Genomic DNA, 23,988 nt, shown 5'->3' on the forward strand with positions numbered 1-23,988 from the left:
CGGCCGGTCAGAGCCGGCCCGCCCCCTGGCAAACCCTTGCTTTTTCTCTCCCAGCTAGTCAAAACGTAAAAGAGCTTTATCAGCCATTGGCGCCCGCGCAGAAACCGGGCCAAGACAATGGCGGCTATGGCGCCGGTGTCCACCTCTTCCCATCCCGAACAGAGAAGTTAAGCCCGGCTGCGCCGATGGTACTGGGGTCACACCCGGGAGAGTAGGTGGCCGCCAACCCCAACAGACGAGACGGCCCCCGCATCCGACATGGACGCGGGGGCCGTCCGCGTTTAAAGAAGTAGCAGGGGCGAGGGGGGGAAATTTGATAGAACCGGTTTTCATTCTGACATCGGCTCGTCATCTCTCCTGTCTTATCAATTCTTTATCCTATTTGCAAGCATAGCGTATGGAATGGAGCAGCTTACTCGTTGCTTTTTAAATACATCCTATCTAACTTGTTTGCATGGCTTTCACATATCCTACTTTCTTGCTAGCACTCGCGGCTGTAGCTATACCCGTTATACTGCACCTAATTCAATTGCGGCGTGCCAAGCGGATTGAGTTCAGTAATGTGAAGTTTATACAGGTATCTAAAGATTTAACAGCAAGTCAACGTAATCTGAAGGAAATACTCATTCTGCTTTGTCGAATCTTCTTCATAATATTTCTGGTTCTTGCATTTGCGCAGCCATTTTTGCCAGCCTCTGAGATGGGGACTCCTACTCATACTTCCCAGGTCACTATAGCTGTTGACAATTCCCTCAGCATGCAAAATATTCATGAGGAGGAGGATTTGTCACTACTCACTGTGGCTGTTGATCAAGCCAAGCAAGTGCTCAACCTTTTCCCATCTACTGCCGTTGTCAGTATCAATACTAATATAAATTCTAATCGTGCGGCTACGGTCACCGGTGCTGATGCATTGGCTACATTGGATAGAGTTGATTTCTCTGTGAAGTCAGGGGTGCCACAGCTTGCTAAATATTCTCCTGCATCGCCTTCTTCAGAACATGTTTTCGTGCTGTCTGATTTTCAGCGCAGTTCTTTCCAGCCAGGTATGTTCTCCCGCTTGGACAGTACAAAGCAGTACCATCTGTTGCCTTTAAAGGCCAGCGGCATCGTGAATGTCTTCGTGGATTCTGTATACCTGGAAGACGAGTTCATCAGGCCCGGAGGCGAAACTCTGTTACATGTGAGGGTGTACAATGCTGGCGATGAGGCCATACAAGATTGCCCGCTGAAGCTGGTGATTGATGAGCAGCAAATAGCTGCGCTAAGTATTGACCTACCTGCCAATCAGGCGACAGATGCAACCATTGGCTTCAGCTTCCGTGGTACTGGTACAAAGCAGGCGTACATATTGGTAGAAGATTATCCTGTGGAGTTTGACAATGCCTATTATTTCGCACTTGTACCTTCTGGTAAAATAAGGTTAACAGAAGTCACGGATGATAGCAACAGTCCCCTGCAAAGGCTTTACAGCAATGAGCCAATGTTCGAGACTACCCGTTTTACAGCAGGTAATATTGACTATTCCAAGTTGGGAAGCTCTGACATGGTCGTGCTACAAGGGCTCGATGAAATCCCGTCTGCCCTGGTTTCGACTGTAGCAGACTATGTACAGCGTGGTGGCACAGTGGTGCTGATTCCAGGAGCTTCCAGTCAACAAAGCAGTTACGCTGCCTTTTTGCAGGCCCTCTCCATACCTGCTTCCTATACCGCTGTAGCAGATAATGCTTCCAAGACGGCTTTATTGGCTCCTGAGCAAAGTAATCCTTTTTTCAAAACCATTTTCTCGGATTACGATACCAAAATGCAGATGCCGGCTGCTGTCAGGAGTCTGTTTTGGTCAAGGTCATCGTCAGATATTTTGAAGTTTAGAGGAGGGGCTCCCTACCTTTCCAAATTTGATAGGGGACAGGGGCAGGTATACCTAATGGCTGCTCCGCTTACAGCTTCGCAGAATGAGTTGGTCAGCCACGCCTTGTTTGTGCCAGTAATGTACCGCCTTGCGATTAGCAGTTATAAGCAGGAAAGTCAGATTGCCTACCGTTTGAACGGGAGCACAATCAGTATACCTGTAGCCGCCAATCCGGGAAGTGAAGGTATATACAAGCTCTTCAAGGACAGTGCGGAATACATACCAGAGCAGCAGGTGCGTGGCGGGCGCTTGATTCTCAATACCCCTACAGACATGGGAGAGGCGGGGTTTTATGATTTGCGACTTAATGGAAAGACTGTCGCTACGTTCGCCTTCAATTACGACAAGCAGGAATCGTTTCTGGAACAGTATAGCCCTGCTGATTTAAAGAACTTTATAGGAGCCGGCGTCGAGAACGTGCATGTGTACGAATATGGTGATGCCTTTTCTGTCAAGGGGGAATTCGAAAAACGATTTTTTGGCGTCAAGCTTTGGAAATATTGTCTAATATTGTGTCTGATTTTCTTGATGGCAGAAATAGCTCTAATCAGATTCCTCTAACATGAAGATACTTCTCAAAGCAGTCCAGATATACCATCTTACTTCAGCCTTCCATTTACAACGCCAGAACATACTGATACAGGACGGCATGATTGCCTATATCGGACCTGACAGCCGGGAGGCGGATAAAATCCTTGAATTGGATGGTATGTGTGTGTCGGCAGGATGGGTGGATATGCATGCTTCGGTAGGGGAACCAGGACTGGAGCACAAAGAGGACATAGAATCACTGGCTGAGGCCGCAGCGGCGGGAGGGTTTACAGATGTGCTGTGCCTCCCTAATGTGCAACCGGTAGTACAGAGCAAAGGCGCCATCAATTTCCTGCGAACAAAATCAGCATACCTGCCGGTCAACCTGCTCCCAACTGGGGCAGTGACGGTAGACGCCCAAGGGAAAGAACTCACGGAGATGATAGACCTGCAGCGGGCGGGCGCTGTCGCTTTTACAGATGGCACCAAACCCTTGCAAGGGGCAGAAGTGATTGTGAAAGCCCTTCAGTACCTGCAGCCCTTTGATGGTCTGTTGATGAACCGTCCCGAGCATACGCGCCTGACAGAGTACGGACAGATGCACGAAGGAATTACAAGCACCCGGCTCGGCATGAAAGGTATACCTTCGCTGGCAGAGGAAGTGATGGTGACACGTGATTTGCAACTGCTGGCCTACACCGGTGGCCGCCTGCATTTCTCCCTAGTGTCCAGTGCCCAAGCAATAGAGGCTATACGCCAAGCGAAAGCACAGGGCCTGCAGGTAACATGTGACGTAGCCAGCTATCAGGTTGCCTATACCGATGCGACCATATCGGCTTTTGACACGAACTTCAAAGTATCCCCCCCATTCAGGAGTAGTGAGGATGTAGCCGCCATCAAACAGGGGCTACACGACGGAACCATTGATGCCCTGGTATCGGCGCATCAGCCGCATGACACGGAGAGCAAGAAACTAGAGTTTGATTTAGCTGAATTTGGCATCATCAACCTAGAGACAGCCTTCGCTGTGGCGAATACGGCTTTGGCCAACGCTGTGTCGTTGGAAACCATCATCAGCAAGCTGACAGCGGCACCGCGTCACATTTTGCGCCTGCTTATGCCAGGTATAGCAGAAGGCGAGAAAGCCTGCCTCACGCTTTTCCACCCACATCTCAAATGGACCCCGACAGAGGTTGGCCTGAAGTCAAAGTCGAAAAACTCGCCTTTCTTGGGGCAGGAGCTGACGGGGAAGGTAATCGGCATCATCAACAAAGAACAACTGGTGCTGAATCATTCATTTTAATATATTTATAGCTATATTTCCATGCAGGTAGCTTACCTGCTCCGGGAGTAGGCAAATACAGATGTTGAATCAAGCGATAGTAAGAGTAGGGGTGCGCTATGGCGTACTGTGCGGCGTGGCCTGTTTTGTTTTTTTTCTGGCGCTATACCTGCTGGGCTACAACCCATTTGGTGAGGCGGGCCGGTTCACCTACATTCCTTTGCCTGTCTTTATTTTCCTGGGGCTGCGGTACTTCAAAGGATTCCATGATACGGAAATCGGTTTTTGGAGAGGAATGCGGGTGGCTTTGGCCATCTCCTTCTATACCGCCCTGTGCACAGCCATGCTGGTATACCTGCTGATTTACATGGCGGGACCGGAACTCGTGCAGCAGCACGTGACAGAAATGCGGGCATTGCTGGACGAGACGAAGGAACAACAGATACAGTTGCTGGGCGAGCGGAACTTTGAGCAGGCGTACCAGGATTTAGACACCATTACACCAAGTATGTTGGCGACATATGATTTTTTGAGTCGGATGTTTGCAGGGTTGATATTCTCAGTTGTTGCCGCTGTGTTTTTCAGAAAATAATTTCACTAACCTAACCAACCAATCAACATGACTGAAACCCAACCCTCCGTTAGCTCTGTGGCTCTAAAATATGGCCTGCTTGGCGCCTTAGTATCTGTCGTTTTCTCTGCTATCCTGCTTATTGCCGGCCTGGATGTGAGCGGCTGGATTGGCTCCTTAGGCTACCTGATACTGATTGTGGCCATGGTGCTGGCCATGAAAGAATACAAGCGCATCAACTACGGCTACATGTCCTATGGCCAAGGCTTGGGCATAGGCACCCTGGTATCGCTGGCATTTGGTGTGCTGGGTGGTTTGTTCATGTTCGTGTATACCTCTTTCATTGACCCAGGCTACCGTGACACCATGATGGAGAAGCAGCGCGTAGAACTGGAAGGAAGAGGCATGAGCGATGAGCAGATTGAACAGGCCATTGCGATGGGCGAATCCTTCTCTAGCCCGGCCATGATGATTGTGTGGTCGATTGTAGGCTACCTGATTATAGGCTTTATCATTTCGCTCATCGTTGCGGCCGTTATGAAGAACGCACGACCGGAGTTTGAGTAAAAACATGCAATACCCTTATGATATATCGGTGGTGATTCCTCTTTTCAACGAGGAGGAATCACTGCCTGAGTTAGTACACTGGATTAGGCGCGTGATGCACGCGCATAGTTTCACTTACGAACTTATCCTGGTGGACGACGGCAGTACTGACCGTTCCTGGGACGTGATTACAGAGCTTGGCGCCGATGACAATACCGTCAAAGGCATAAGCTTTAATCGCAACTACGGCAAATCGGCCGCTCTTAACGAGGGCTTCAAGCGCTGCACCGGTGAAGTGGTCATCACCATGGATGCAGACCTCCAGGACAGCCCGGAGGAGATTCCCGGTCTGTATGACATGATTAAGCACCAGAAGTTTGATTTGGTCTCGGGCTGGAAACAAAAGCGCTTTGACCCTGTCAGCAAAACCATCCCTACCAAACTCTTCAACGCGGCTACCCGAAAGCTGTCGGGCATCAAGCTGCATGACTTCAATTGTGGCCTGAAAGCATACCGTCAGCTGTTGGTGAAAAGCATTGAGGTGCACGGGGAGATGCACCGTTACATACCTGTAATCGCCAAGTGGAACGGGTTTACACGCATCGGCGAGAAAGTGGTACAGCACCAGGAGCGCAAGTATGGCACCACTAAGTTCGGGTTGGAGCGCTTCGTTTACGGTTTCCTGGATTTGCTGTCCATTACCTTTGTGAGTCGTTTCAAGAAGCGTCCGATGCACTTCTTCGGTACGTTGGGCACGCTTTCTTTCGTGGTTGGTCTGGGTATTACCATCTGGATGATTGTGCAAAAGGTGTTCGGCCTATACCCCAATGGCCGTGTGCGTGACGTGGTGGACCAGCCGCTGTTCTACCTGTCATTAGTGGCGGTGATACTGGGTGTGCAGCTTTTTCTGGCCGGTTTCCTGGCCGAGATGGTGAGCATGACCTCCAGCCGCAGGAACGAGTACTTGATTCGGGACCGGGTAGGCTTGATTAAGAAATAATGGCCAGGCGCGTGGTGATTGTGGGGCCTGCTCATCCGCTGCGGGGCGGGGGCATGTCTACTTTCAACGAGCGGCTGGCCTATGCTTTTCAGGAGGCGGGGGACGAGGTAGAAATCGTGACGTTCAGCCTGCAGTACCCTTCCTTTCTTTTCCCTGGCAAGAGCCAGTACTCCGATGAACCTGCCCCTCCGAGGCTGCGCATTAAGGTGCTCATCAACTCTATCAACCCGCTCAGTTGGATTAAGGCAGGCAATTACATCCGCAGGCAGCGGCCAGAGTTGGTCATTTTCCGGTATTGGCTGCCTTTTATGGGGCCGGCGCTGGGTACCATCGCCCGCATTATCCGGCGCAACAGGTATAGCCGCATCCTGGCCATCACCGATAACGTGGTGCCGCACGAGAAACGCCCCGGCGACACCCCTTTTACAAAATACTTCCTTGGCTCCTGCCATGGTTTCATCACCTTGTCACGCTCGGTGCAACAGGACCTGGAAAAGTTTGAGCCTACTAAGCCCAACGTATACCTGCCACACCCGCTCTACGATAACTTTGGAGAGGCGGAGACCAAAGAAGCAGCCTGTGCTGCATTAGGCTTGGATTCTAGGTATAGCTATCTCCTTTTCTTCGGTTTCATACGGGCCTACAAGGGGCTGGACCTGCTACTGCAGGCAATGTCCGAGCCTGCGCTGCAGGCACGGACAGACATCAAGCTGCTTATCGCTGGAGAATTCTACGAAGAGGCGGCGCCTTACTACGAGCTCATCCGAAAGCTCCAACTGCAGGACCGCCTGGTGCTCCGCACCGATTTCATACCCAATGCGGAGGTCCGCCACTACTTCTGCGCCGCCGACCTGGTGGTGCAGCCTTACAAGCAAGCCACCCAAAGCGGTGTGACGCAAGTCGCTTATCATTTCGACAAGCCTATGGTGGTGACGAAAGTGGGCGGATTGTCGGAACTGGTGCCGCACGGGGAAGTAGGCTATGTCGTGGAGCCGCAGCCGCAGGCCATTGCGCAGGCCATTCTTGATTTCCATACCTCTGGCAAGGCAGGGCCATACGCCCAGAACATCAGCAGATACAAGCAACGCTTCAGCTGGAGCCGGTTTGTGCAGGCGGTGTATGAACTGGCAGAGCGGGTAAGGCTGTAACCCAGCAAAATTCTAGTGGCATCCTTCTCCAACAAACTTGTACTATGTTGAAAGAAAACTATACCCTGCTGCTTGGCGCTTCCGGCAATCTAGGCGGCAAAGTAGCACATGAATTCATAACGAGAGGAATACCCGTTGGGCTGGTGGCACGGGATACATCGCGCCTGCGTGCTTTTGAGGGAAGCGCGAACTTGCTGGAAGGAGACTTTCACGATGACGGCTTCCTGCGTGACAGCCTGAGCAGAGCCACAGGCTTGTTCTGCACAGTACCTGATACCGCGTTGGCCGCTCCTGAAGCGTCTGCGGCGCGGCTGATAAAGCTATTGCAAGACAGCCCCGTAAGCCATGTGGTGAACATCAGCAACGCTACGCTGAAACGCGGCGGGAACTATACCAGCCTGATTCGATTTGAGCAGGAACTGAGCAAGGTGTCAGGTATAGCCGTGAAGCACCTGCGCTGCGCCAACTTCTTCGAGAACCTCAACTGGGGCATCAACACGCCCTACCTGCCCCATGTAAAGTTGCCTTACATTTCATCTTATGAAATAGCCCATGTGGCGGCAGTATACCTGCAGCACCGGAGCTTTGAAGGTGTAACGGTGGATGAGCTGCTGGGGGAGCGGGACTACAGCATGGCTGAATTGGCGGAGCGGGTAGGGGTGCCCTACTCCCAACTGCCCTACTCCCAGGAGAATATCCATTTCTACCGGCCCTTCAATGAAGGAGAGTATGAACTGGTGCCGCGCACGGAGCAGAACACGACTGTTCCAGCCAACCCGAGGTTCACGCTGGATTACTTTATCCGCCACGAGTTACGGCTGGTATAGACCTATCTGTTAGATTCCGAGGCCCAAGCTGGTATTAATTTTGTGGTATATAGGCAATACTTAATCTATACCTTCCACAAAACCATAAGTCCTCATGAAAACACTGAGAATCCTGACACTTGTTCTATTAGCCGCATTCAGCTTCAGTAGCTGCAGTAAAGAAGAAGACGAGCCGTATCACGAAGGCTTGGATGATAGGTATGTCCTGGAGGCGGAGTTGGATGGCAACGCAGTGGTTTTGCAGGAAGGGAAAGATGGTTACTCCAGCTTTGGGTCTGCAGGAAAAACCTCAGGAACCGGATTTTGCCTGGATGCTGCCTCCATGATTATCGGGAGGTATAGCGAGCTGAGTAAGGCCAACACAAAACTGAAAAATGCCTTCCAAGTGACGCTGCAGCGGCATGCCACCACCTGTTCTGCCAACGATTCCTATATGCGGGGTTTATACCGAGTGGGTGAATATCCCTTTGCGAAAGATACAAACGACCCTAATGCAACCGGAGTAGTGATACTTTACACCGATGCCCATGGAATTGATTGGGCTACCAACAAGGGCAGCCAGGACCAGACTGCCAGCCGATTTGAGGTGACGCAACACCAGGCTATAAAGAGCAAAATCTATCAGTTCGAGACAGAAGCCGTGTTCAACTGCACGCTCTACAACGATGCCGGTGAGGCGATGGTACTGACCAATGGACGTATCATGGCCCGCAGCGTTCCCTATCCGAGTAAATATCAGTAAATAGAAGTTTGGTTCTAAAAAAGAGTAAAAAAGCCTCTGCTACAGCAGAGGCTTTTTTACGTACTGATTTTCTCTCTACACCAACTGTACGCCGGTATAGGTATAAGGAGTGATTTTCTTGAGCTCAGCCTTCACCGCTTCGCTCACCTGCAGCGTGTCAATGAAGTTGGAGATGGCCTGCTCGGTGATTTTCTCGTTCTTGCGGGTCAGGTCCTTTAGCGCTTCGTAAGGCTGAGGATAGCCTTCGCGGCGCAGCACGGTTTGTATGCCTTCGGCTACCACGGCCCAGTTTTCCTCAAGATGGTGGCGCAGGGCGGCTTCGTTCAGCTCCAATTTGCCAATCCCGCGTTCCAGCGACTTCAGCGCGATTAGGATGTGAGCCAGCGGCACACCCACATTGCGGAGCACCGTGGAGTCAGTGAGGTCGCGTTGCAGGCGGGAGATGGGCAGCTTGGCCGACAGGTGCTCCAGCACAGCGTTGGCAATACCTAGATTTCCTTCTGCGTTTTCAAAGTCAATCGGATTGACCTTGTGCGGCATGGCTGAGGAACCCACCTCGCCGGCTTTTATTTTCTGCTTAAAGTAGCCCATGGACACATACTGCCACACGTCGCGGGAGAAGTCGATGAGGATGGTGTTGAGGCGCTTGAGCCCGTCAAAATAGGCGGCGAGGTTGTCGTAGTGCTCAATCTGGGTAGTGTACTGGCTGCGACGCAGGCCCAAGGTCTCCTGCACGAAGCGGTTGCCGAAAGACGTCCAGTCCTCGTTAGGGTAAGCCACATGGTGTGCGTTGAAGTTACCGGTGGCCCCGCCGAATTTAGCTGAGAACGGTACCTGGCGCACCTGTGCCAGCTGCGCCTCCATACGCTCGGCAAACACCATAATCTCCTTGCCCAGTCGGGTAGGGGAGGCAGGCTGTCCGTGGGTATGGGCGAGCATCGGGATGGCCTTCCACTGCTGGGCCAGTTCCACCAACGTTTGGTGCAGGTGCTGGTAGAGTGGCATCAGCACACGCTCATCGGCTTCGCGCAGGGAGAGCGGGATGGCCGTGTTGTTCACATCTTGGGAGGTCAGGCCAAAGTGAATGAATTCCTTGTATTGGCCTAAGCCCAACGTATCGAATTTCTCTTTGATGAAATACTCCACTGCCTTCACATCGTGGTTGGTGGTCTTCTCCGTTTCCTTGATGCGCAGCGCGTCTGCCTCGGTGAACTGTTCGTAAATGGCGCGCAAGTCGCCAAAAAGGTTGGCGGGCACTTCACTCAGTTGCGGCAAAGGCAGTTCGCAGAGCGCGATAAAGTACTCCACCTCCACCAGCACCCGGTAACGAATCAGACCAAATTCAGAGAAATATGCGGCAAGTTCAGTGGTGTTGCGGCGGTAGCGGCCATCTACCGGGGATATGGCAGTGAGTGATGTCAGGTTCATGAAAAGGAATATTGCTTTAGGCCAAAGATAAGCATGATTGCCTCAGGAAGCCAAAAAGCAGAAAGGATTTCATACTTGTGTCGGCCGTATTCCAGGCCAAGGTATAGGCATGTGTGGAAACTAGAGAACGTAAGTGGTTTTTCACCTGTTGTAGAAGACAAGGCTCTGCAGATGAACGGTTTGGCACTGTGCTTGCAGATGCGGGGTAACTCCTGCTGCCCGACTGCATCTAAAATAGGTTGTGGTCGTATGCGAGTTGAATAACACAAATTGCACGGAACTACGTATGGAGATTAGCACTATATTATATAGGTGCTATATTTTGATACTTCATCTTATTAGCGTAATTCGCATCCGAATATTTTGAACCAACGATTGAAAAAACGCATACTGATAGGGCTGGGTGTATTTCTGGCTCTTATTCTGATACTCATAGTCTCCTTGTTCGCCTTCAGGTCCAGGTTGCTGGACTACACCATCAATCGCGTGGTGGAGAAAGTGGAGAACAAATACCCTGTTGATTTCACCATTGGGAAAGCTCAGTTCACAGACCTGACATCGGTTGTGCTGAGTGACATTTCCCTCGTACCACACGGCCAGGACACGCTCTTCCGGACCGACAGCGTACATGCATCCGTAGGCTTCCGTTCACTCTTCAAGGGTCGCATTGTGCTTAGGAGGCTGGAAGTGGATGGAGGCAACCTGACTGCCGTGAAGCGGGGCGACCAGAACAACTTCTCCTTCCTGTTCCGAAACGAGGCGGCAGCCCAGCCGACCGACACGACCGCTAGCGGCGCCCGGAACTACGGTGAGCTGCTGAACCGCGTGCTCGAAACCGCCTTTGACAACGTGCCCGACCAGGTGGATTTCAGCAACCTGAGTGTATCCTATACCTCTACGAACCGCACCATCGACATCCGGATGCCATACTTGACCATTGAGGATGGCAAGATTGATTCGAAAGTCTCTGTCCGTACGGATTCGCTCATCAACAACATGCTGGTGAAAGGCACCATTGACGCCCGCCAGTACAACATCAAGGCCAGCCTGTATGCAGCGGAAAACCAAAGTATACGTCTGCCTTACGTGCAGGAAAGAGTGGGTGCCGTGGTGGCCTTCGATACGCTGCATCTGGGACTGAATGATAAGACTTACCGTAAGGACAGGCTTACGGTGCGGGGCAGTGCCATGGTCAACAACCTGGTGGTGAACCACGAGAAGCTGGCCGATGAGAACATTTATGTCCAGGAAGGCGCCGTGAACTATGTGGTAAGCCTCGGTCGCAACCTGTTTGTAGTGGACAGTCTGACGGAAGTGCGGGTGAACCGGGCAAAGGCCAACATGTATGCGTCTTACAATAACGCCGGTTCCAAAATAATTGACCTGAAAGTGAAGACGGAGGCACTTCCCGCCAATGATTTCTTTGAATCCCTGCCGGTGGGGCTTTTTGAGAGTCTGGAAGGTATACGGGCAGAGGGAAAGCTGCAGTACAAGATGAACTTTCACGTGAACATGGACAGTGTAGAGCGGGTCGTATTCGATTCTGACCTGGATGCCTCAGAGAATTTCCGGGTGGTGCAGTGGGGCAAGGCGAATATCGAGAAGCTGAAAGGGCCTTTCATGCACACGGTCTATGAGTATGGCAAACCTGTCCGCACGTTCATGGTAGGGCCTGCAAATCCATTCTACAGTCCTATCAGCCAGATATCGCCTTACCTACGCAATGCCATTCTCACGGCCGAGGACGCCGGTTTTTACAAGCACAGCGGCTTTCATGAGGAAGCTTTCCGGCAGGCCATTGCCGTCAACCTGAAGAAGGGGGACTTTGTGCGCGGCGGCAGCACCATTTCCATGCAGTTGGTGAAGAACGTGTTTCTGACACGCAAGAAAACAGTGGCCCGTAAGGTAGAGGAGGCCATCATCGTTTGGTTGATGGAGAACCTGGACATCGTTTCGAAGAACCGCATGTTCGAGATATACCTTAACATCATTGAGTGGGGTCCGGATGTATATGGAGCCAAGGATGCCTCCCGGTTTTACTTTGGCAAGCAGCCGTCCGAGCTCAATCTCGCCGAGTCTATCTTCCTGACCAGCATCATCCCGAGTCCGAAACGCTACCGCTCCTCGTTTGACAGCTATGGAAATCTGCGTAGCTGGAAAGGTGGGTATTACAGGTTGATTGGCGGCATCATGGCACGGCGCGGGCTCATATCGCAGGAAGAATATGACAACCTGCAACCCAACGTGCGGTTGTATGGACGAGCACGCGATTTGATTGTCACGGCACCGGATGCCGAGTACGAAGACACTACCGAGTTTGAACTCCAAACCATTGACCTGCTGGATTTCTAACAAGTGACAGTTATAGCAGAACGGCCACCCGCAGCCTGTGCGGTGGCCGTTCTGCATTTATTTTTTCAGGTATAGACAGAATCAAAGCACCGTGAACACACCTCTTCCTCCTGAATATCCGGAAAAGCGAGATGCGGCAGCTCCTACAAGGAAGCGGCTGGGTGTGCAGGAACTTCTGGCTCGGGCGGGCTTCGATTGGTTTCTGTTAGCGATGGTAGGTATGATAGGGCTGGCTTACCTGTGGCCGGAAGGTGGCATGGATAGGGAGCCCATTTCGCTGGGCGATGTGGCTAACTATGGCGTGTCGCTCATCTTCTTTTTCTATGGCCTGCGGCTGAGCCCCGAAAAGCTGCGCGCTGGCCTCAGCAACTGGCGCCTGCACCTGGTGGTGCAGTTTGCTACCTTTCTGCTCTTCCCGTTGCTCATTATGCCGCTGCACTCGCTCTTTGCGGGCACCTCCAAGGAGCTGCTGTGGCTGGGCACGTTCTACCTGGCGGCGCTTCCCTCCACGGTGTCGTCTTCGGTGGTGATGGTGTCCATTGCGGGAGGCAACATTCCGGCGGCCATTTTCAATGCGAGCATCTCCAGCCTGATAGGGGTATTCTTGACGCCGCTCTGGATGGGGCTATACCTAGCGACCGGCTCCGGCAACTTTGACATGGGGCAGATTATGGGCAAGCTGGTGCTGCAGGTGCTGTTGCCGGTGACGCTGGGCATTGTGCTGCACCGCTTCTGGGGCGGCTTTGCCGAACGGTACAAAAAACAGCTGCGCGTCTTCGACCAAATCATCATCCTCATCATCGTCTATACCTCCTTCAGCGAGTCCTTCGCCCGCGACATGTTCAGCAGCTACAGCGTCTTGGACATCCTGCTGCTAGGTATGCTGATGCTCGTGCTTTTCTTTGCCGTGTACGGCATACTGCATGTTGTCAGTCGGTTGTTTGGCTTCAATCGGGAGAACCGGATTACAGCTATTTTCTGCGGCTCCAAAAAATCATTGGTACATGGCACGGTGATGTCGAAAGTGCTGTTCCCGGACGCCAATATGGTCGGGATTATCCTGCTGCCCATTATGCTATACCATGCGCTGCAGCTGCTGGCCTCCAGCGTCATTGCCCAATCCTTGGCACGCCGCGCTGGTCTGGAGGCGAAAGGCGAGTAACAACTACCGATTTGAATCTGTACCAGGTATAGCCTATACCTGATTGTTGTTCGGTGTTCTCAAACTCCTGAGCTTACCTTTTGAACTTATATAAAAAGAAAAGTGGCTGCAGGATTCCTGCAGCCACTCTGATGTTCTTGGCTAAGAGTTGAGCGGTAATATCTAGGCAACCTGTCTAACAGGTGCTTCTTTCTTGTTTTCCTCATCCTTGAGCAGTCGCTTATCCAGAATGAACGGTCCGAAAGGGAGCAGGGAGGCAACAACCGCCGCCGCTATTTTCTTGATAGACCAGTTGTGCGCCAGCGTCACTTCCAACACCGAGAGCATGTATAAAACGAACAGCACACCATGTGCCCAGCCTACATACTTCACCATCTCAGGTATGCCGGCCATGTATTTCAGCGGCATGGCTATACCTAACAGTAAGAGGTATGAAATTCCTTCGTAGAGGCCGATGGTGCGCAAACGGGAAATAGGGGTTCTCATATAACTAAGGTTGGTGATGTTCTGCTGCAAAGTTACCACTTAACAGCAGAGCCACCGCAATCGTGCCAACGAAATGCAATAAATTGCGGCAGACAACAGATTACTCAAGACCAATTGCCTGAAAAGCAAAGCGGCTGCCTGTAGGGCAGCCGCTTGTAAATAAGTTTGTTGGTAATTTTAGTTGCTCAGAGAAAATTCAGGAGAGCTGGCAATTGTTTCTTCCCCAACTTTAGCTGTCCAATCTCCTGTTAGTCCTTCGCCGGCCTTGGCATACTTGCGGAAGGTCACATAGAAGGTATTGCTGTAGGAATCCGTCACGTTCAAGTTCTTCCAGGAGATTACAGCATTTCTATTGTTATAATCTATCTGACCGGCTACGCCATTGGCTGACACAGCTGATACGCTGCCTTCAAGGGTAGCAGAGATGCCACCCTGCAGTTTCACGTTGGCATAAGCAGCACAAGAAGAGAGTTTTAAAGCTACTTTGTATTCGGTCAATCCGCCTTCCACAGGAGTGGCACTTACAAGTGAAGTGCTCAAAGTTGCTCCCGTGCATGGATTTACCACTACAATGTCAGCGGCGGATTCAGTGCCTTCAAAATCTTGCCCGCCTCCGGCATATTTTACCCGCCAGCCAAAGGTGCCAGTCGCATCAGGTGTGTAGGTATGTGTAAAGCTGGTACCTGTTTTTTGAACTTGTGTTGTCACCACATCTTCCCAGTAAGCAGCGGTGGCCACATCTGTGTAGGCGCCTGTCTCGCTGAGCTTGGCTCGCTGTAGAATTAGAGTGCCTTTTGTCGGAGCTGCTCCGCCGTCTGCAGGAGCGCCAACTGAATACATAATGGTTACCGGAGTACCAACTACAACTGGCGATTCTGAAAAGCTTAATGAAAGTGATGGGGTTGCTTTTTTACTGGCCTGTGCATTTATCTTAGCAGCCTCTGTAGCCGATGCGTTCAAACCTACCTCATCTAGGTCCTTAGTACAGCTTGTGAATGAACCGGCTACCAGGAGTAGCGCCGTGGCGATAGTATAAAATTTCTTCATGGAGTTATAAGGGTTTTAGTTAATACTGCTTTATGATTATATATACATTATTTAATGTATTATCTATAACTTATGTATTGCAAAATAGTTTCAAATAATTTGAATATTCAAATATAATTATAAAAATATTTTTAATAATTGTTATGATGTTTATACTTTGATAGGGTGTGGTAAAGCTCCTGCTGTTAGCAGTATTTTAAGCATAGCTATACCTGTTGATATTAATAAATCAGGTGGAACAGAGAAGTTCTCGGGGAGAATAGAGGAAGCATGTATACTGAGAGAGATGTAGACAGATATAAAACAAAAACGCTTGTGGCAGCTCCATTTCAGAGGTTGCCACAAGCGTTTACTGTTGCTTCTGCAACTACACGGCCTTTATGAACTCATACCGTAGTTGTACAGGTGGGTGCGGGCATATTGGGACCGCACCTCCTGGAAAATAGTCTTCACCACGTTCTGGTCTACGCCAGCGGAACTGGCTTTCAGCAAGAGGTTTTCCAGTACGAGGTCCCAGCGAACGGGGTCCGGTGTAGCCTGTATACCGTCCGCTTTGCTGTGGGCACCTAACTGCGCTGTGACTTTCGTTCTTCGGGAAAGCAATGTGAGCAGTTCATCGTCCAAGTGTTCAATCTCCTTGCGCAGCTTTTCCAGTTGAGCTCCCTGCTTCTCTTTCTCTGTCAGGTTGTTCTGCTGCTTCAGGGCCTGCAACAACATGTGCAGTTCCTGTGGCATTATCTGCTGCTGGGCATCACTGAGGGCAACCGCTGGGTTGTAGTGCGACTCCACCATCAGTCCGTCGTAGCCCAGGTCCAATGCGCGCTGGCTCACCGGGCGCAGCAGACTTCTACGACCCGCAATGTGGCTGGCGTCGCAATACATGGCCAGTTCGGGCACCATTCTGCGCAGTTCCAGCGCGTGCTCCCATTTGGGGTGGTTGCGGTACGGAGCGCTGTCCAGTGTGGAGAAACCACGGTGCATGGCTCCCAATTCGGTTATGCCGCTTTGGTGCAGGCGCTCCAGCGCACCCAGCCACAACTGCAGGTCGGGGTTCACGGGGTTCTTCACGAGTACCGGTACCTGTACCCCCTTCAGGGCGTCCGCAATCTCCTGCACCAGGAAAGGGCTCACAGTGGTATGCGCTCCAATAAGCAGAATGTTCACGTCATTTTTCAAAGCCTGTTCAACCTGTGCGGCGGTAGCCACCTCACAAGCGGTAAGTAGACCTATCTCCTGCTGAACCGTTTTCAGCCATTCCAGCCCAATGGCGCCTACACCCTGAAAGCTCCCCGGGCGCGTGCGGGGTTTCCAGATGCCCGCCCTGAAAATGGAGACGCCTTTCACCTGCTTCAGGCCAAGGGCCGTTTGCAACATCTGCTCTTCACTCTCGGCACTGCACGGCCCTGCTATCACGACAGGGCGTGTCTTCTTGGCTAGTTGGCTGCTTTGGCCGGCCAGGTGCATGCTACTTGGTGCTACTGTACTCATGGTATTGGTTTTTGTATCGCTTTAAAACAAAAAAAGCCCCGCTTGTGGCGGGGCTCCTTAGGTACCTGGGTATGTTCTGTTTTACATAACGCACAAAGATTTACCGCCGAAGCCCCGAGAGAGGCACCTTCAGTGAATTCTTAAAAATATAGGCGTTAGATAAAATCATTTTCTTCAATTGTAATGCAATAGAAGTCATTAAAAACTAGGAAAGCAAATTATTTGATGAAAATTTGGAATAGTAGTCTTTGAGTGTTGCAACTGAAGCGTCTTTCTTTTAATCCTGTTGTTGGTATAGCTCGTGTTGTTCCAACGCTCCGAGGAGGGGAATCCCCTGTACGAATATTGATAAAGACAAGTACTCCAGATTGTCATTCCGACGACAGGAGGAATCTCATGCCCTCCCGGCCGCACATCCAGCGCCAGCGCAGATGCGGCTTTTCCGAGGCCGGTGAGTGAGGAAGCTAGGGAGATGCTAAGTGCATACCGGCTGGCTTCACCGCCCGTTCCCGCTGCGCTCGCACCGGCGGCAGGTATGGTAACAGATTCCTCCTTTCGTCGGAATGACAGGAGCGTGAGCAGGTATAGCAAGTCCTACTCACCACAGCAGCCACAGAGGTATAGCATCCGCCAGGTGCACCTGATTACGCCCCACTGGTTGAGCGGTCAACAAGTTAGAAGCAACTTAGCTTTTTTTGCTGCTTGATGGGTAGAAACTCTCGACTTACACCCAGAAAAAGCAAAGCCTCGCCGGCTGGGCGAGGCTTTGAAACATGACAGAAATCAAGAAGCAAGGACTTCAGTAATAAGCTTATTTTGGAGTTACATCCGGTGGCTGCGGGAGCTGCTCAGCTTCTTTTTTAGGGAACAGAAGCGAGGCTACGATAGACACAGTCAGGATTGCTCCGACTACCAACAATGCGATGCGCATATCTAAGTGGTAGATGTCGCTGAGCAGCAGCTTTACGCCAATGAACACCAGTATCAGCGACAAGCCGTAGTGCAGGTAATGGAAGAGCTGCATGATGCCAGCCAGGGCAAAATACAGGGCGCGCAAACCCAGCAAAGCGAACACGTTGGAAGTATAGACAATGAAAGGGTCTTTGGAAATAGCCAGGATGGCAGGTATAGAATCTGCGGCGAAGACCACATCGGTGCTCTCCACCATAATGAGCACCAGGAAGAGCGGCGTCGCGTAGATTTTGCCGTCAATGCGGGTGAAGAACTTGCCGCCCACGGCAGTCTTGGTAAATCGCAGCTTCTGGCTCACCCACACAATCAGTGGGTTCTGCTCTGGATGTAATTCTCCGTCACTCTTTGTGAAAGCCATTTTGATACCAGTGTACACCAGGAAGGCGCCCAGAATGTAGATGATGAAATGGAACTTGGCAATCAGCGCCACACCCACCAGAATGAAGATAGCCCGCAGCACCAGGGCCCCGATGATGCCCCAGAACAGAATCTTGTGCTGGTACTGCTGCGGCACTTTAAAGAAGTTGAAAATCAGGATGAAGACGAACAAGTTATCGACGCTTAGCGACTTTTCGATGAGGTAGGCCGTCAGGAACTCCATGGCGGGAGCAGGTCCCTTCCAGTAGTAGATCAATAAGTTGAAGGCCAGCGAAAGCAGAATCCAGAAGCCGCTCCAAAGCAGGGCCTCCTTTATCTTCACCTCATGCTCCTTGCGGTGGAACACGAACAGGTCGAGGCCCAGCAGCAGCAGTATAAATGCGTTGAAAAGTACCCAAAACGTGATGTCATCCATAAGATATAAATTATGCTGCCATACCTTTTTGACTGGCAGGCATAGTTGTACTTATAGCCGTAAAGTTAAATGTTTTATATCGGGTTGTGCAGCGACAGGGACAATAATTTATGGGGCTGCTCCGGGGAGGTAAGGTATAGGAATGGCTGTTAGTAACGGTCGAAGTGGCGGAAGAAGCTGTTGACTTTCATCCGGATGACGCCCAGCACCGCCTCCTTGAAAATGCCTTTTGACATCTTAGACTGCCCCTTGGTGCGGTCCGTGAAAATGATGGGAACCTCCTTTATCTTGAAGCCATACTTGAAAGTGAGGAACTTCATCTCTATCTGGAAGGCGTATCCCACAAAGCGTATCTTGTTGAGCTGTATGGTCTTGAGTACTTTGCGGCGGTAGCACACAAAGCCAGCCGTGGTATCAGCGATGGGCATACCTGTAATGAGGCGCACGTAGAGGCTTGCGAACCACGACATCAGAACGCGGCTCATAGGCCAGTTCACCACGTTCACACCTTGCACGTAGCGGCTCCCAATGGCCATGTCATACCCATCCACTGCACAGGCATGGTATAGTTTAATCAAATCGTCGGGGTTGTGGGAGAAGTCGGCATCCATCTCGAAGATGAAGCGGTAACCTTGCCGGATGGCATACTTGAACCCGTGGATGTAAGCCGTGCCCAGACCCAGTTTGCCTTTTCGCGACTCCAGGTGCAGCCTCCCCGGGAACTCCTGTTGTAGCTGCAGCACGATATCGGCGGTGCCGTCCGGGGAACTGTCATCCACGATGAGCAGCTCAAACGGGTGGGGCAGTGACATCACCTTCCTTACTATAGCTTCAATGTTTTCCCTTTCGTTGAAGGTAGGTATAATCACCAACGAGTCATTCATGCTGCAAATATAGCTATTCAGCTATTGAGCGTGAAGGGCGCTTCCGAATTAATTTTGTTGGCGAGTTCCTTTGCCTGGCGCACGCAGCTGGGCACAGACACGCCTGTTCCCCAATTGGCGGAAATGTACAGCCCCTCGTTCTCCAACTGTGAGGCCATCTGGTGTGCGTCCTCTATGTACAGGTCGTATTGCGGCATGGCGTGGTGCCACAGGTGCATGTGCTGGAAAACAGGGGCGAGCGCTGTGATGTTGTGCGTAGCACGGAGCTCTTCATGCACTTGCCGCAACACCTGCTTCTCATCGGCGAGCAGGTCCGGAGCGCAGCGGCTGCCGTCTACAAACGAGGTTATCATTACCTCATGGGTACGACAACGCCCGCCAAAGAGGGAACTGGTCCAGATGGAGCCGGTCGTGAAGGTGCCTTCTGTCCTGGAGTTCAGCGTACCAAACCCCTTCAGGCTATGACCGACTTCAGCCCGGTTGTATACGCTGTGCACCACCGCCATGGGTGGGTAGTTGATGTTCTGCAAGGCGGCCGCCATACCTGGAAAGGTGAACTCCAGCAGGTCAGCCGCCTGGTGCGCCGGCAGGGCGAGCACCACCTTGTCATACTCTTCGGTGTCGTGGTCGCCGTTGTTGGAACAGCTGATGATGAACTTACCCTGGCTGCGGGTGATGCACTCTACCTGGTGTTCCAGGTGCATCGATATCAGTTTTCTGGCGATGGCGTTGGGAAGCGTGTCCAGCCCGTTGCTAAACGAAAAATGCTTTTGAAATACCCCTTTGTTTTTTCTGTGCATCAGCCCTTTCAGTACGGAGCCATACCTTGTCTCGAATTCTTTTAGGGAAGGGAGCGCCTTGCTGACCAGCAGTTGGTCCGGGTCTCCGGCATACAGGCTGCTCACCAAAGGGGCGATGGCTACGTCTACCACCTCAGGGCCAAAGCGCCTCTCAAAGAACTGCGTGATAGTTTCGTTCTCTACCTGGGCGGGCGGCACCTGCCTCTCCTGCAGTATTCTGTATTTTGTATCCCAGGAGAATAAATTATTGGACTTGAAGGACTTGGCGCAGGAAGGGAGCTTCTGGTGTTTTCCGTTGTGCAGCACATAGCGGTTGCTGCTGCGAGGGGCTATCGGAAGCAAATCCGACTCTAGTTTCAGTTCTGTTATCAGTTCGAGCAACTCTTCGCTCATCTGCAGGGTGGTAGGTCCCAGCTCCATGACATAGCCTTTTTGGCGGATGGTGCGCAGATTGCCTCCCACTTCCTGGCCCGCCTCAAAGAGGTCGTAGGCAATGCCCATCTTCTGCAAGTAATAGGCCAGTGCCAACCCCGATATCCCTGCTCCTATAATGGCTACTCTCATGCTTCCTGATGCTCCTGTTTGTTGTATTTTAGGGTGTCGCCGGCACTATTGTGGCAGGCAATGTGCATATCAAACGTAATAATCCTAATTTTAGCGCCCAAACCTAATGGCAATGTATGCAGCAGAAGTGCGTGTTCCTAGACCGCGACGGTGTTCTCAACCGTGAGCGAGGAGACTATACCTACAGATTGGAAGATTTTGAGGTGCTTCCGGGCGTGCCGGAAGCGTTGGCGCTTTTAAAGCAGAACGGTTACCTGTTGGTTGTGGTTACAAATCAGGGCGGTGTGGCCAAAGGGCTGTATACCAAAGCCGATGTGCTGGCCTGTCACCAGAAACTGCAGAATAGCTGCAATCACCTGCTGGATGCCCTTTACTACGCGCCTTCTCACCCCGCTTTCTCCGAATCCCTGTCTCGCAAACCGGACAGCCTGATGCTGGAGCGGGCCATAGCCAGGTATAGCATTGACCCTATGCAGAGCTGGATGGTCGGCGATTCGGAGCGAGATTTGCAGGCCGCCGAAAAAGTAGGCGTTCCCACCATCATGGTAGGAGACAAATATGAACCCAACAGCTATACCTACCAAGTGCATAACCTATGGGAGGCAGCGCAGCTGATACTAGAAAACGATGAGGTGCGAAAGGGGAAGCTATAGCATCCCGGTTACCTGATGCGGAACAGGAATGCTCTAGATATCCAACGAGGAGGTATAGCAATGCATGAAGTCAGAACGAACTCCTTCAAGTATTCGCCCAAGCTCTGAATAAGTACGATTCCAACGGAAGTCTTACTGAGGAGTCGAGGCACTCTTAAGCGCATCAGCTACAGCGACGGATAAAGCAGTCGTTGGCCGTCCAATCAATTTGGAAAGCTGGCGGCTGTCATCATACAAAACGTCCTTGGAGGCAGCCACATCCCAGCCGGCAATGGCTTGCGCCAATGCCTCGGGCAGACCAAAGCTGGTGAGGGCAGCGGCATAATCAGCCTCGGGCAGGTTTTTGTAAGGAATGTCTCTCCCCGTCTGGCGTGAAATCTCGTCGGCCAGGTCGCGGAGCGTGAAGGCTTCGTCGCCAGCCAGCTCGTAGGTTTTGCCCTCGTGCCCTGACCCGGTCAAAACGGCAACCGCCGCCTCGGCGTAGTCGGCGCGTGTGGCGGCAGAAACCCTGCCTTCGCCTGCGCTGCCGATAAAAGCACCGGCACCGAGCGCACCAGGTATAGAGCCTGTGTAGTTTTCGGTATACCAGCCGTTTCGGAGGAACGTGAACGGGATTCCTGATTCTTTCAAAGCTGCCTCCGTTGCACGGTGTTCCGCCGCCAGACTGATGGAGGAGGTATCGGCGTGCAGCAGGCTGGTATAGACAATCCATTTTACGCCGGCTTTCTTGGCAGCCTCAATCACGTTGCGGTGCTGGATGGCACGCTTCCCCACTTCACTTCCCGAAATCAGCAGCAGCGCGTCTATACCTGGCAAGGCGCGTTCGAGCGTATCGGGCGCATCGTAATCAGCCTCGCGTACTTCAACGCCCAAATCAGCCGCCTTCTCCGGCGTGCGGACAAGCGCCACAAGGTCGTTAGCTGCGACTTTCCTTTTGAGTTCTTCTACCACCAGGCGTCCAAGCTGCCCTGTAGCTCCAGTTATTCCAATTTTCATGTGTTGTGCTCCTTTCTGTTTGCTGAACTATTCTATACGCAAATCCTGTGGGATGGCATAGTACCCGTAGCAACCAAACAAAAAAGCCGGCTCTAGGCCGGCTTTTTTCATATCGGTAGGTAATCCGTGAAGAGGATTAGCCTTTGATAACTTCAGTTGTTCCAGTGATGTCAGAGGATGGGGCGGTTTGCTCGGTCTGCACCTCCACACTGGCGAAGTTGTAAGCTGGGCAGTATGTCTTGCAGGAAGTCATACCCAAAGCCAGGATGAATGCGCCGAATGCTGCTAATTTCTTCATGGTAGAATATTGATTAAAAGATAGTAAGTCAAAAATACAATTTTTACTATAAATGCAAAATAGTATACGAAAATTTGTGGCCAACCGGCCTAAATCTCATACCCCAGAATGTTGAGCATCGACTCGTAGGTCTGCTCCGGCGCAAACTGCCAGGTCTTGAGCTCTCCGTTCTCGTCGCGGTCCACCAGGATGTGCTGCGGCGACGGGATGAGGCAATGCTTGATGCCGCCATACCCGCTCAACTGCTCCTGATAGGCGCCCGTGTGGAAGAAGCCGATGTAGAGCTTTTCATTCTTCGGCTGCTTCGGCAGGAACACCTGGAACGAGTGCATCTCGGAGTTATAGTAGTCCTGGCTGTCGCAGGTCATGCCGCCCAACTGTATTTTACGGTATTCCTTGTCCCAGTGGTTGATGGCCAGCAGCGGCCAGCGCTGGTTCAGCGCCCAGGCATCCGGTAGGTTCGTGATGAACGAGCCATCAATCATGTACCACAGCTCCTTGTCGTTCTGCAGCTTCTCATCCAAAATAGAGTAGATGTTGGCTGCGCTCTCGCCCACGGTGAATATGCCGAACTCGGTGAAGATGTTCGGCTCCGGCACTCCCTCCTCCCGGCAGATGCGCTGGATGGTGCGCAGAATCTCCTCGGTCATGTAGCGGTAGTTGTAGTCCGCCTGTATGGAGGTCTTGATAGGGAAGCCGCCGCCGATGTCAATCGTATCGAGCTCCGGGCATACCTTCTTCACCTCGCAGTACTTGTGTACAAAACGGCTCAGTTCCGACCAATAGTATGAGGTGTCCTTTATACCTGTGTTGATGAAGTAATGCAGCATCTTCAGCTCAAACTTATCGTTCGGTTTTATCTGCTGCTCATACAGGTCAATCACATCGTTGTAGCGAACGCCCAGGCGCGAGGTATAGAACTCGAACTTAGGCTCTTCGTCTGATGCCAGGCGGATGCCTACCTTGGTCTTCACGTTCACGTGCTCCTTATAGTAGTCAATCTCGCCCAGGTGGTCAAGTATGGGCATGCAGTTCACGAAGCCGTCATTGATGAGCTCCGTAATCCACTGGCGGTAGCGCTCGCGCTTAAAGCCGTTGCAGATGATGTAGGTGTTTTTGTCAATCTTGCCCTTCTTGTACAAGGCCCTCACTATCTGCATGTCGTAGCCCGACGATGTCTCGATGTGGATGTTGTTTTTTAGGGCCTCCTCCATCACGAACGAGAAGTGCGAGGCCTTGGTGCAGTAGCAGTAGGTATAGGTGCCCTTGTAGTCCAGCTTCTCCATCGACTCATTGAAGAGGCGCTTTGCCTTCTGAATCTGAGAACTTATCTTGGGCAGGTATGTTAATTTAAGAGGAGTGCCATACTTGTTGATGATGTCCATCAGCGGAATCCCGTTGAAGAGCAACTCGTTGTTCTCTACAGTGAATTCTTCTGTGGGAAAGTCAAAAGTCTGGTGAATCAGGTCCGTGTATTTATCCATTCTAAGGGTTGTGCGCTTAAGA

General features: G+C 51.7%; 21 protein-coding genes and 1 rRNA gene. 12 read left to right on the top strand and 10 right to left on the bottom strand.

Going from position 1 to position 23,988, the window contains the following annotated elements; translation table 11 throughout:
* The first annotated feature begins 116 nt into the window (after positions 1-116).
* The 9 genes from rrf (at position 117) to B051_RS0111490 (ending at position 8,559) form a co-directional block, all read left to right on the top strand.
* Positions 117-228 (top strand): 5S ribosomal RNA (gene rrf / locus B051_RS0111450).
* A gap of 226 nt (positions 229-454) precedes the next feature.
* Entirely contained in the window at positions 455-2,473 is a 2,019-nt protein-coding gene (locus B051_RS0111455; RefSeq protein ID WP_018478337.1) for a BatA domain-containing protein, read from the top strand.
* 1 nt (position 2,474) lies between these two features.
* Positions 2,475-3,746: a dihydroorotase gene (locus B051_RS0111460; RefSeq protein WP_018478338.1), complete on the top strand. Its 1,272-nt coding sequence runs from the start codon at positions 2,475-2,477 to the stop codon at positions 3,744-3,746.
* A 61-nt stretch (positions 3,747-3,807) separates the two neighbouring features.
* Positions 3,808-4,317: a DUF4199 domain-containing protein gene (locus B051_RS0111465; protein WP_033316857.1), complete on the top strand. Its 510-nt coding sequence runs from the start codon at positions 3,808-3,810 to the stop codon at positions 4,315-4,317.
* A gap of 27 nt (positions 4,318-4,344) precedes the next feature.
* Positions 4,345-4,863 (top strand): DUF4199 domain-containing protein, encoded by a 519-nt coding sequence (locus B051_RS0111470; protein ID WP_026236346.1) that lies wholly within the window; start codon positions 4,345-4,347, stop codon positions 4,861-4,863.
* 4 nt (positions 4,864-4,867) lie between these two features.
* The gene (locus tag B051_RS0111475) at positions 4,868-5,842 is read left to right on the top strand and encodes a glycosyltransferase family 2 protein (protein ID WP_018478341.1); all 975 of its coding nucleotides are present in this window, start codon (positions 4,868-4,870) and stop codon (positions 5,840-5,842) included.
* Entirely contained in the window at positions 5,842-6,990 is a 1,149-nt protein-coding gene (locus B051_RS0111480; RefSeq protein ID WP_018478342.1) for a glycosyltransferase, read from the top strand. Before B051_RS0111475 ends, B051_RS0111480 begins: the two co-directional genes overlap by 1 nt.
* Positions 6,991-7,034: 44 nt before the next feature.
* The gene (locus tag B051_RS0111485; protein WP_018478343.1) at positions 7,035-7,817 is read left to right on the top strand and encodes an NAD(P)H-binding protein; all 783 of its coding nucleotides are present in this window, start codon (positions 7,035-7,037) and stop codon (positions 7,815-7,817) included.
* 94 nt (positions 7,818-7,911) lie between these two features.
* A complete protein-coding gene (locus tag B051_RS0111490) occupies positions 7,912-8,559 on the top strand; it encodes a hypothetical protein (RefSeq protein ID WP_018478344.1) in 648 nt (215 codons plus the stop codon).
* Positions 8,560-8,634: 75 nt separating this feature from the next.
* On the opposite strand, the gene purB is transcribed toward B051_RS0111490, so the two are convergent.
* Positions 8,635-9,987 carry an adenylosuccinate lyase gene (gene purB, locus B051_RS0111495; RefSeq protein ID WP_018478345.1) on the bottom strand — a complete coding sequence of 451 codons (1,353 nt, stop codon included), beginning with the start codon at positions 9,985-9,987 and terminating at the stop codon, positions 8,635-8,637.
* A 375-nt stretch (positions 9,988-10,362) separates the two neighbouring features.
* On the opposite strand from purB, the gene B051_RS0111500 reads away from it, so the two are divergent.
* Both B051_RS0111500 and B051_RS0111505 read left to right on the top strand, forming a co-directional pair.
* The gene (locus B051_RS0111500; RefSeq protein ID WP_018478346.1) at positions 10,363-12,339 is read left to right on the top strand and encodes a biosynthetic peptidoglycan transglycosylase; all 1,977 of its coding nucleotides are present in this window, start codon (positions 10,363-10,365) and stop codon (positions 12,337-12,339) included.
* A gap of 163 nt (positions 12,340-12,502) precedes the next feature.
* Positions 12,503-13,501, top strand: a complete 999-nt coding sequence (locus B051_RS0111505) for a bile acid:sodium symporter family protein (protein WP_026236348.1) — start codon at positions 12,503-12,505, stop codon at positions 13,499-13,501.
* Positions 13,502-13,663: 162 nt separating this feature from the next.
* Here B051_RS0111505 and B051_RS0111510 read toward each other — a convergent pair whose 3' ends face one another.
* From B051_RS0111510 to hemG, 6 genes are all read right to left on the bottom strand, one after another.
* Positions 13,664-13,987, bottom strand: a complete 324-nt coding sequence (locus tag B051_RS0111510) for a DUF3817 domain-containing protein (RefSeq protein ID WP_033316879.1) — start codon at positions 13,985-13,987, stop codon at positions 13,664-13,666.
* 177 nt (positions 13,988-14,164) lie between these two features.
* Complete coding sequence (locus tag B051_RS21215; protein ID WP_026236349.1) at positions 14,165-15,034, bottom strand: hypothetical protein; 870 nt, start codon at positions 15,032-15,034, stop codon at positions 14,165-14,167.
* A 378-nt stretch (positions 15,035-15,412) separates the two neighbouring features.
* Positions 15,413-16,522 (bottom strand): bifunctional 3-deoxy-7-phosphoheptulonate synthase/chorismate mutase type II, encoded by a 1,110-nt coding sequence (locus tag B051_RS0111520; RefSeq protein WP_245539614.1) that lies wholly within the window; start codon positions 16,520-16,522, stop codon positions 15,413-15,415.
* A gap of 811 nt (positions 16,523-17,333) precedes the next feature.
* On the bottom strand, positions 17,334-18,287 hold the full coding sequence (locus B051_RS0111525; RefSeq protein WP_018478351.1) for a TerC family protein: 954 nt from the start codon (positions 18,285-18,287) through the stop codon (positions 17,334-17,336).
* 149 nt (positions 18,288-18,436) lie between these two features.
* Positions 18,437-19,171, bottom strand: coding sequence for a polyprenol monophosphomannose synthase (locus B051_RS0111530; protein ID WP_018478352.1), 735 nt, complete (start codon positions 19,169-19,171; stop codon positions 18,437-18,439).
* A gap of 17 nt (positions 19,172-19,188) precedes the next feature.
* Positions 19,189-20,535 carry a protoporphyrinogen oxidase gene (gene hemG, locus B051_RS0111535; protein WP_018478353.1) on the bottom strand — a complete coding sequence of 449 codons (1,347 nt, stop codon included), beginning with the start codon at positions 20,533-20,535 and terminating at the stop codon, positions 19,189-19,191.
* A 116-nt stretch (positions 20,536-20,651) separates the two neighbouring features.
* On the opposite strand from hemG, the gene B051_RS0111540 reads away from it, so the two are divergent.
* Positions 20,652-21,188 carry a D-glycero-alpha-D-manno-heptose-1,7-bisphosphate 7-phosphatase gene (locus tag B051_RS0111540; protein ID WP_018478354.1) on the top strand — a complete coding sequence of 179 codons (537 nt, stop codon included), beginning with the start codon at positions 20,652-20,654 and terminating at the stop codon, positions 21,186-21,188.
* Between the two features lie 132 nt (positions 21,189-21,320).
* Here the strand turns inward: B051_RS0111540 and B051_RS0111545 are convergent, their stop codons facing one another.
* The 3 genes from B051_RS0111545 to B051_RS0111555 all read right to left on the bottom strand — a co-directional run bounded on the left by B051_RS0111545 (position 21,321) and on the right by B051_RS0111555 (position 23,966).
* Positions 21,321-22,184, bottom strand: a complete 864-nt coding sequence (locus tag B051_RS0111545) for an SDR family oxidoreductase (protein WP_018478355.1) — start codon at positions 22,182-22,184, stop codon at positions 21,321-21,323.
* Positions 22,185-22,320: 136 nt separating this feature from the next.
* Complete coding sequence (locus B051_RS22470) at positions 22,321-22,482, bottom strand: hypothetical protein (RefSeq protein WP_018478356.1); 162 nt, start codon at positions 22,480-22,482, stop codon at positions 22,321-22,323.
* A gap of 89 nt (positions 22,483-22,571) precedes the next feature.
* Positions 22,572-23,966, bottom strand: coding sequence for a type III PLP-dependent enzyme domain-containing protein (locus B051_RS0111555; RefSeq protein ID WP_018478357.1), 1,395 nt, complete (start codon positions 23,964-23,966; stop codon positions 22,572-22,574).
* Positions 23,967-23,988 lie beyond the last annotated feature (22 nt).

This window comes from Pontibacter roseus DSM 17521 (assembly GCF_000373265.1).
GTDB lineage: Bacteria > Bacteroidota > Bacteroidia > Cytophagales > Hymenobacteraceae > Pontibacter > Pontibacter roseus.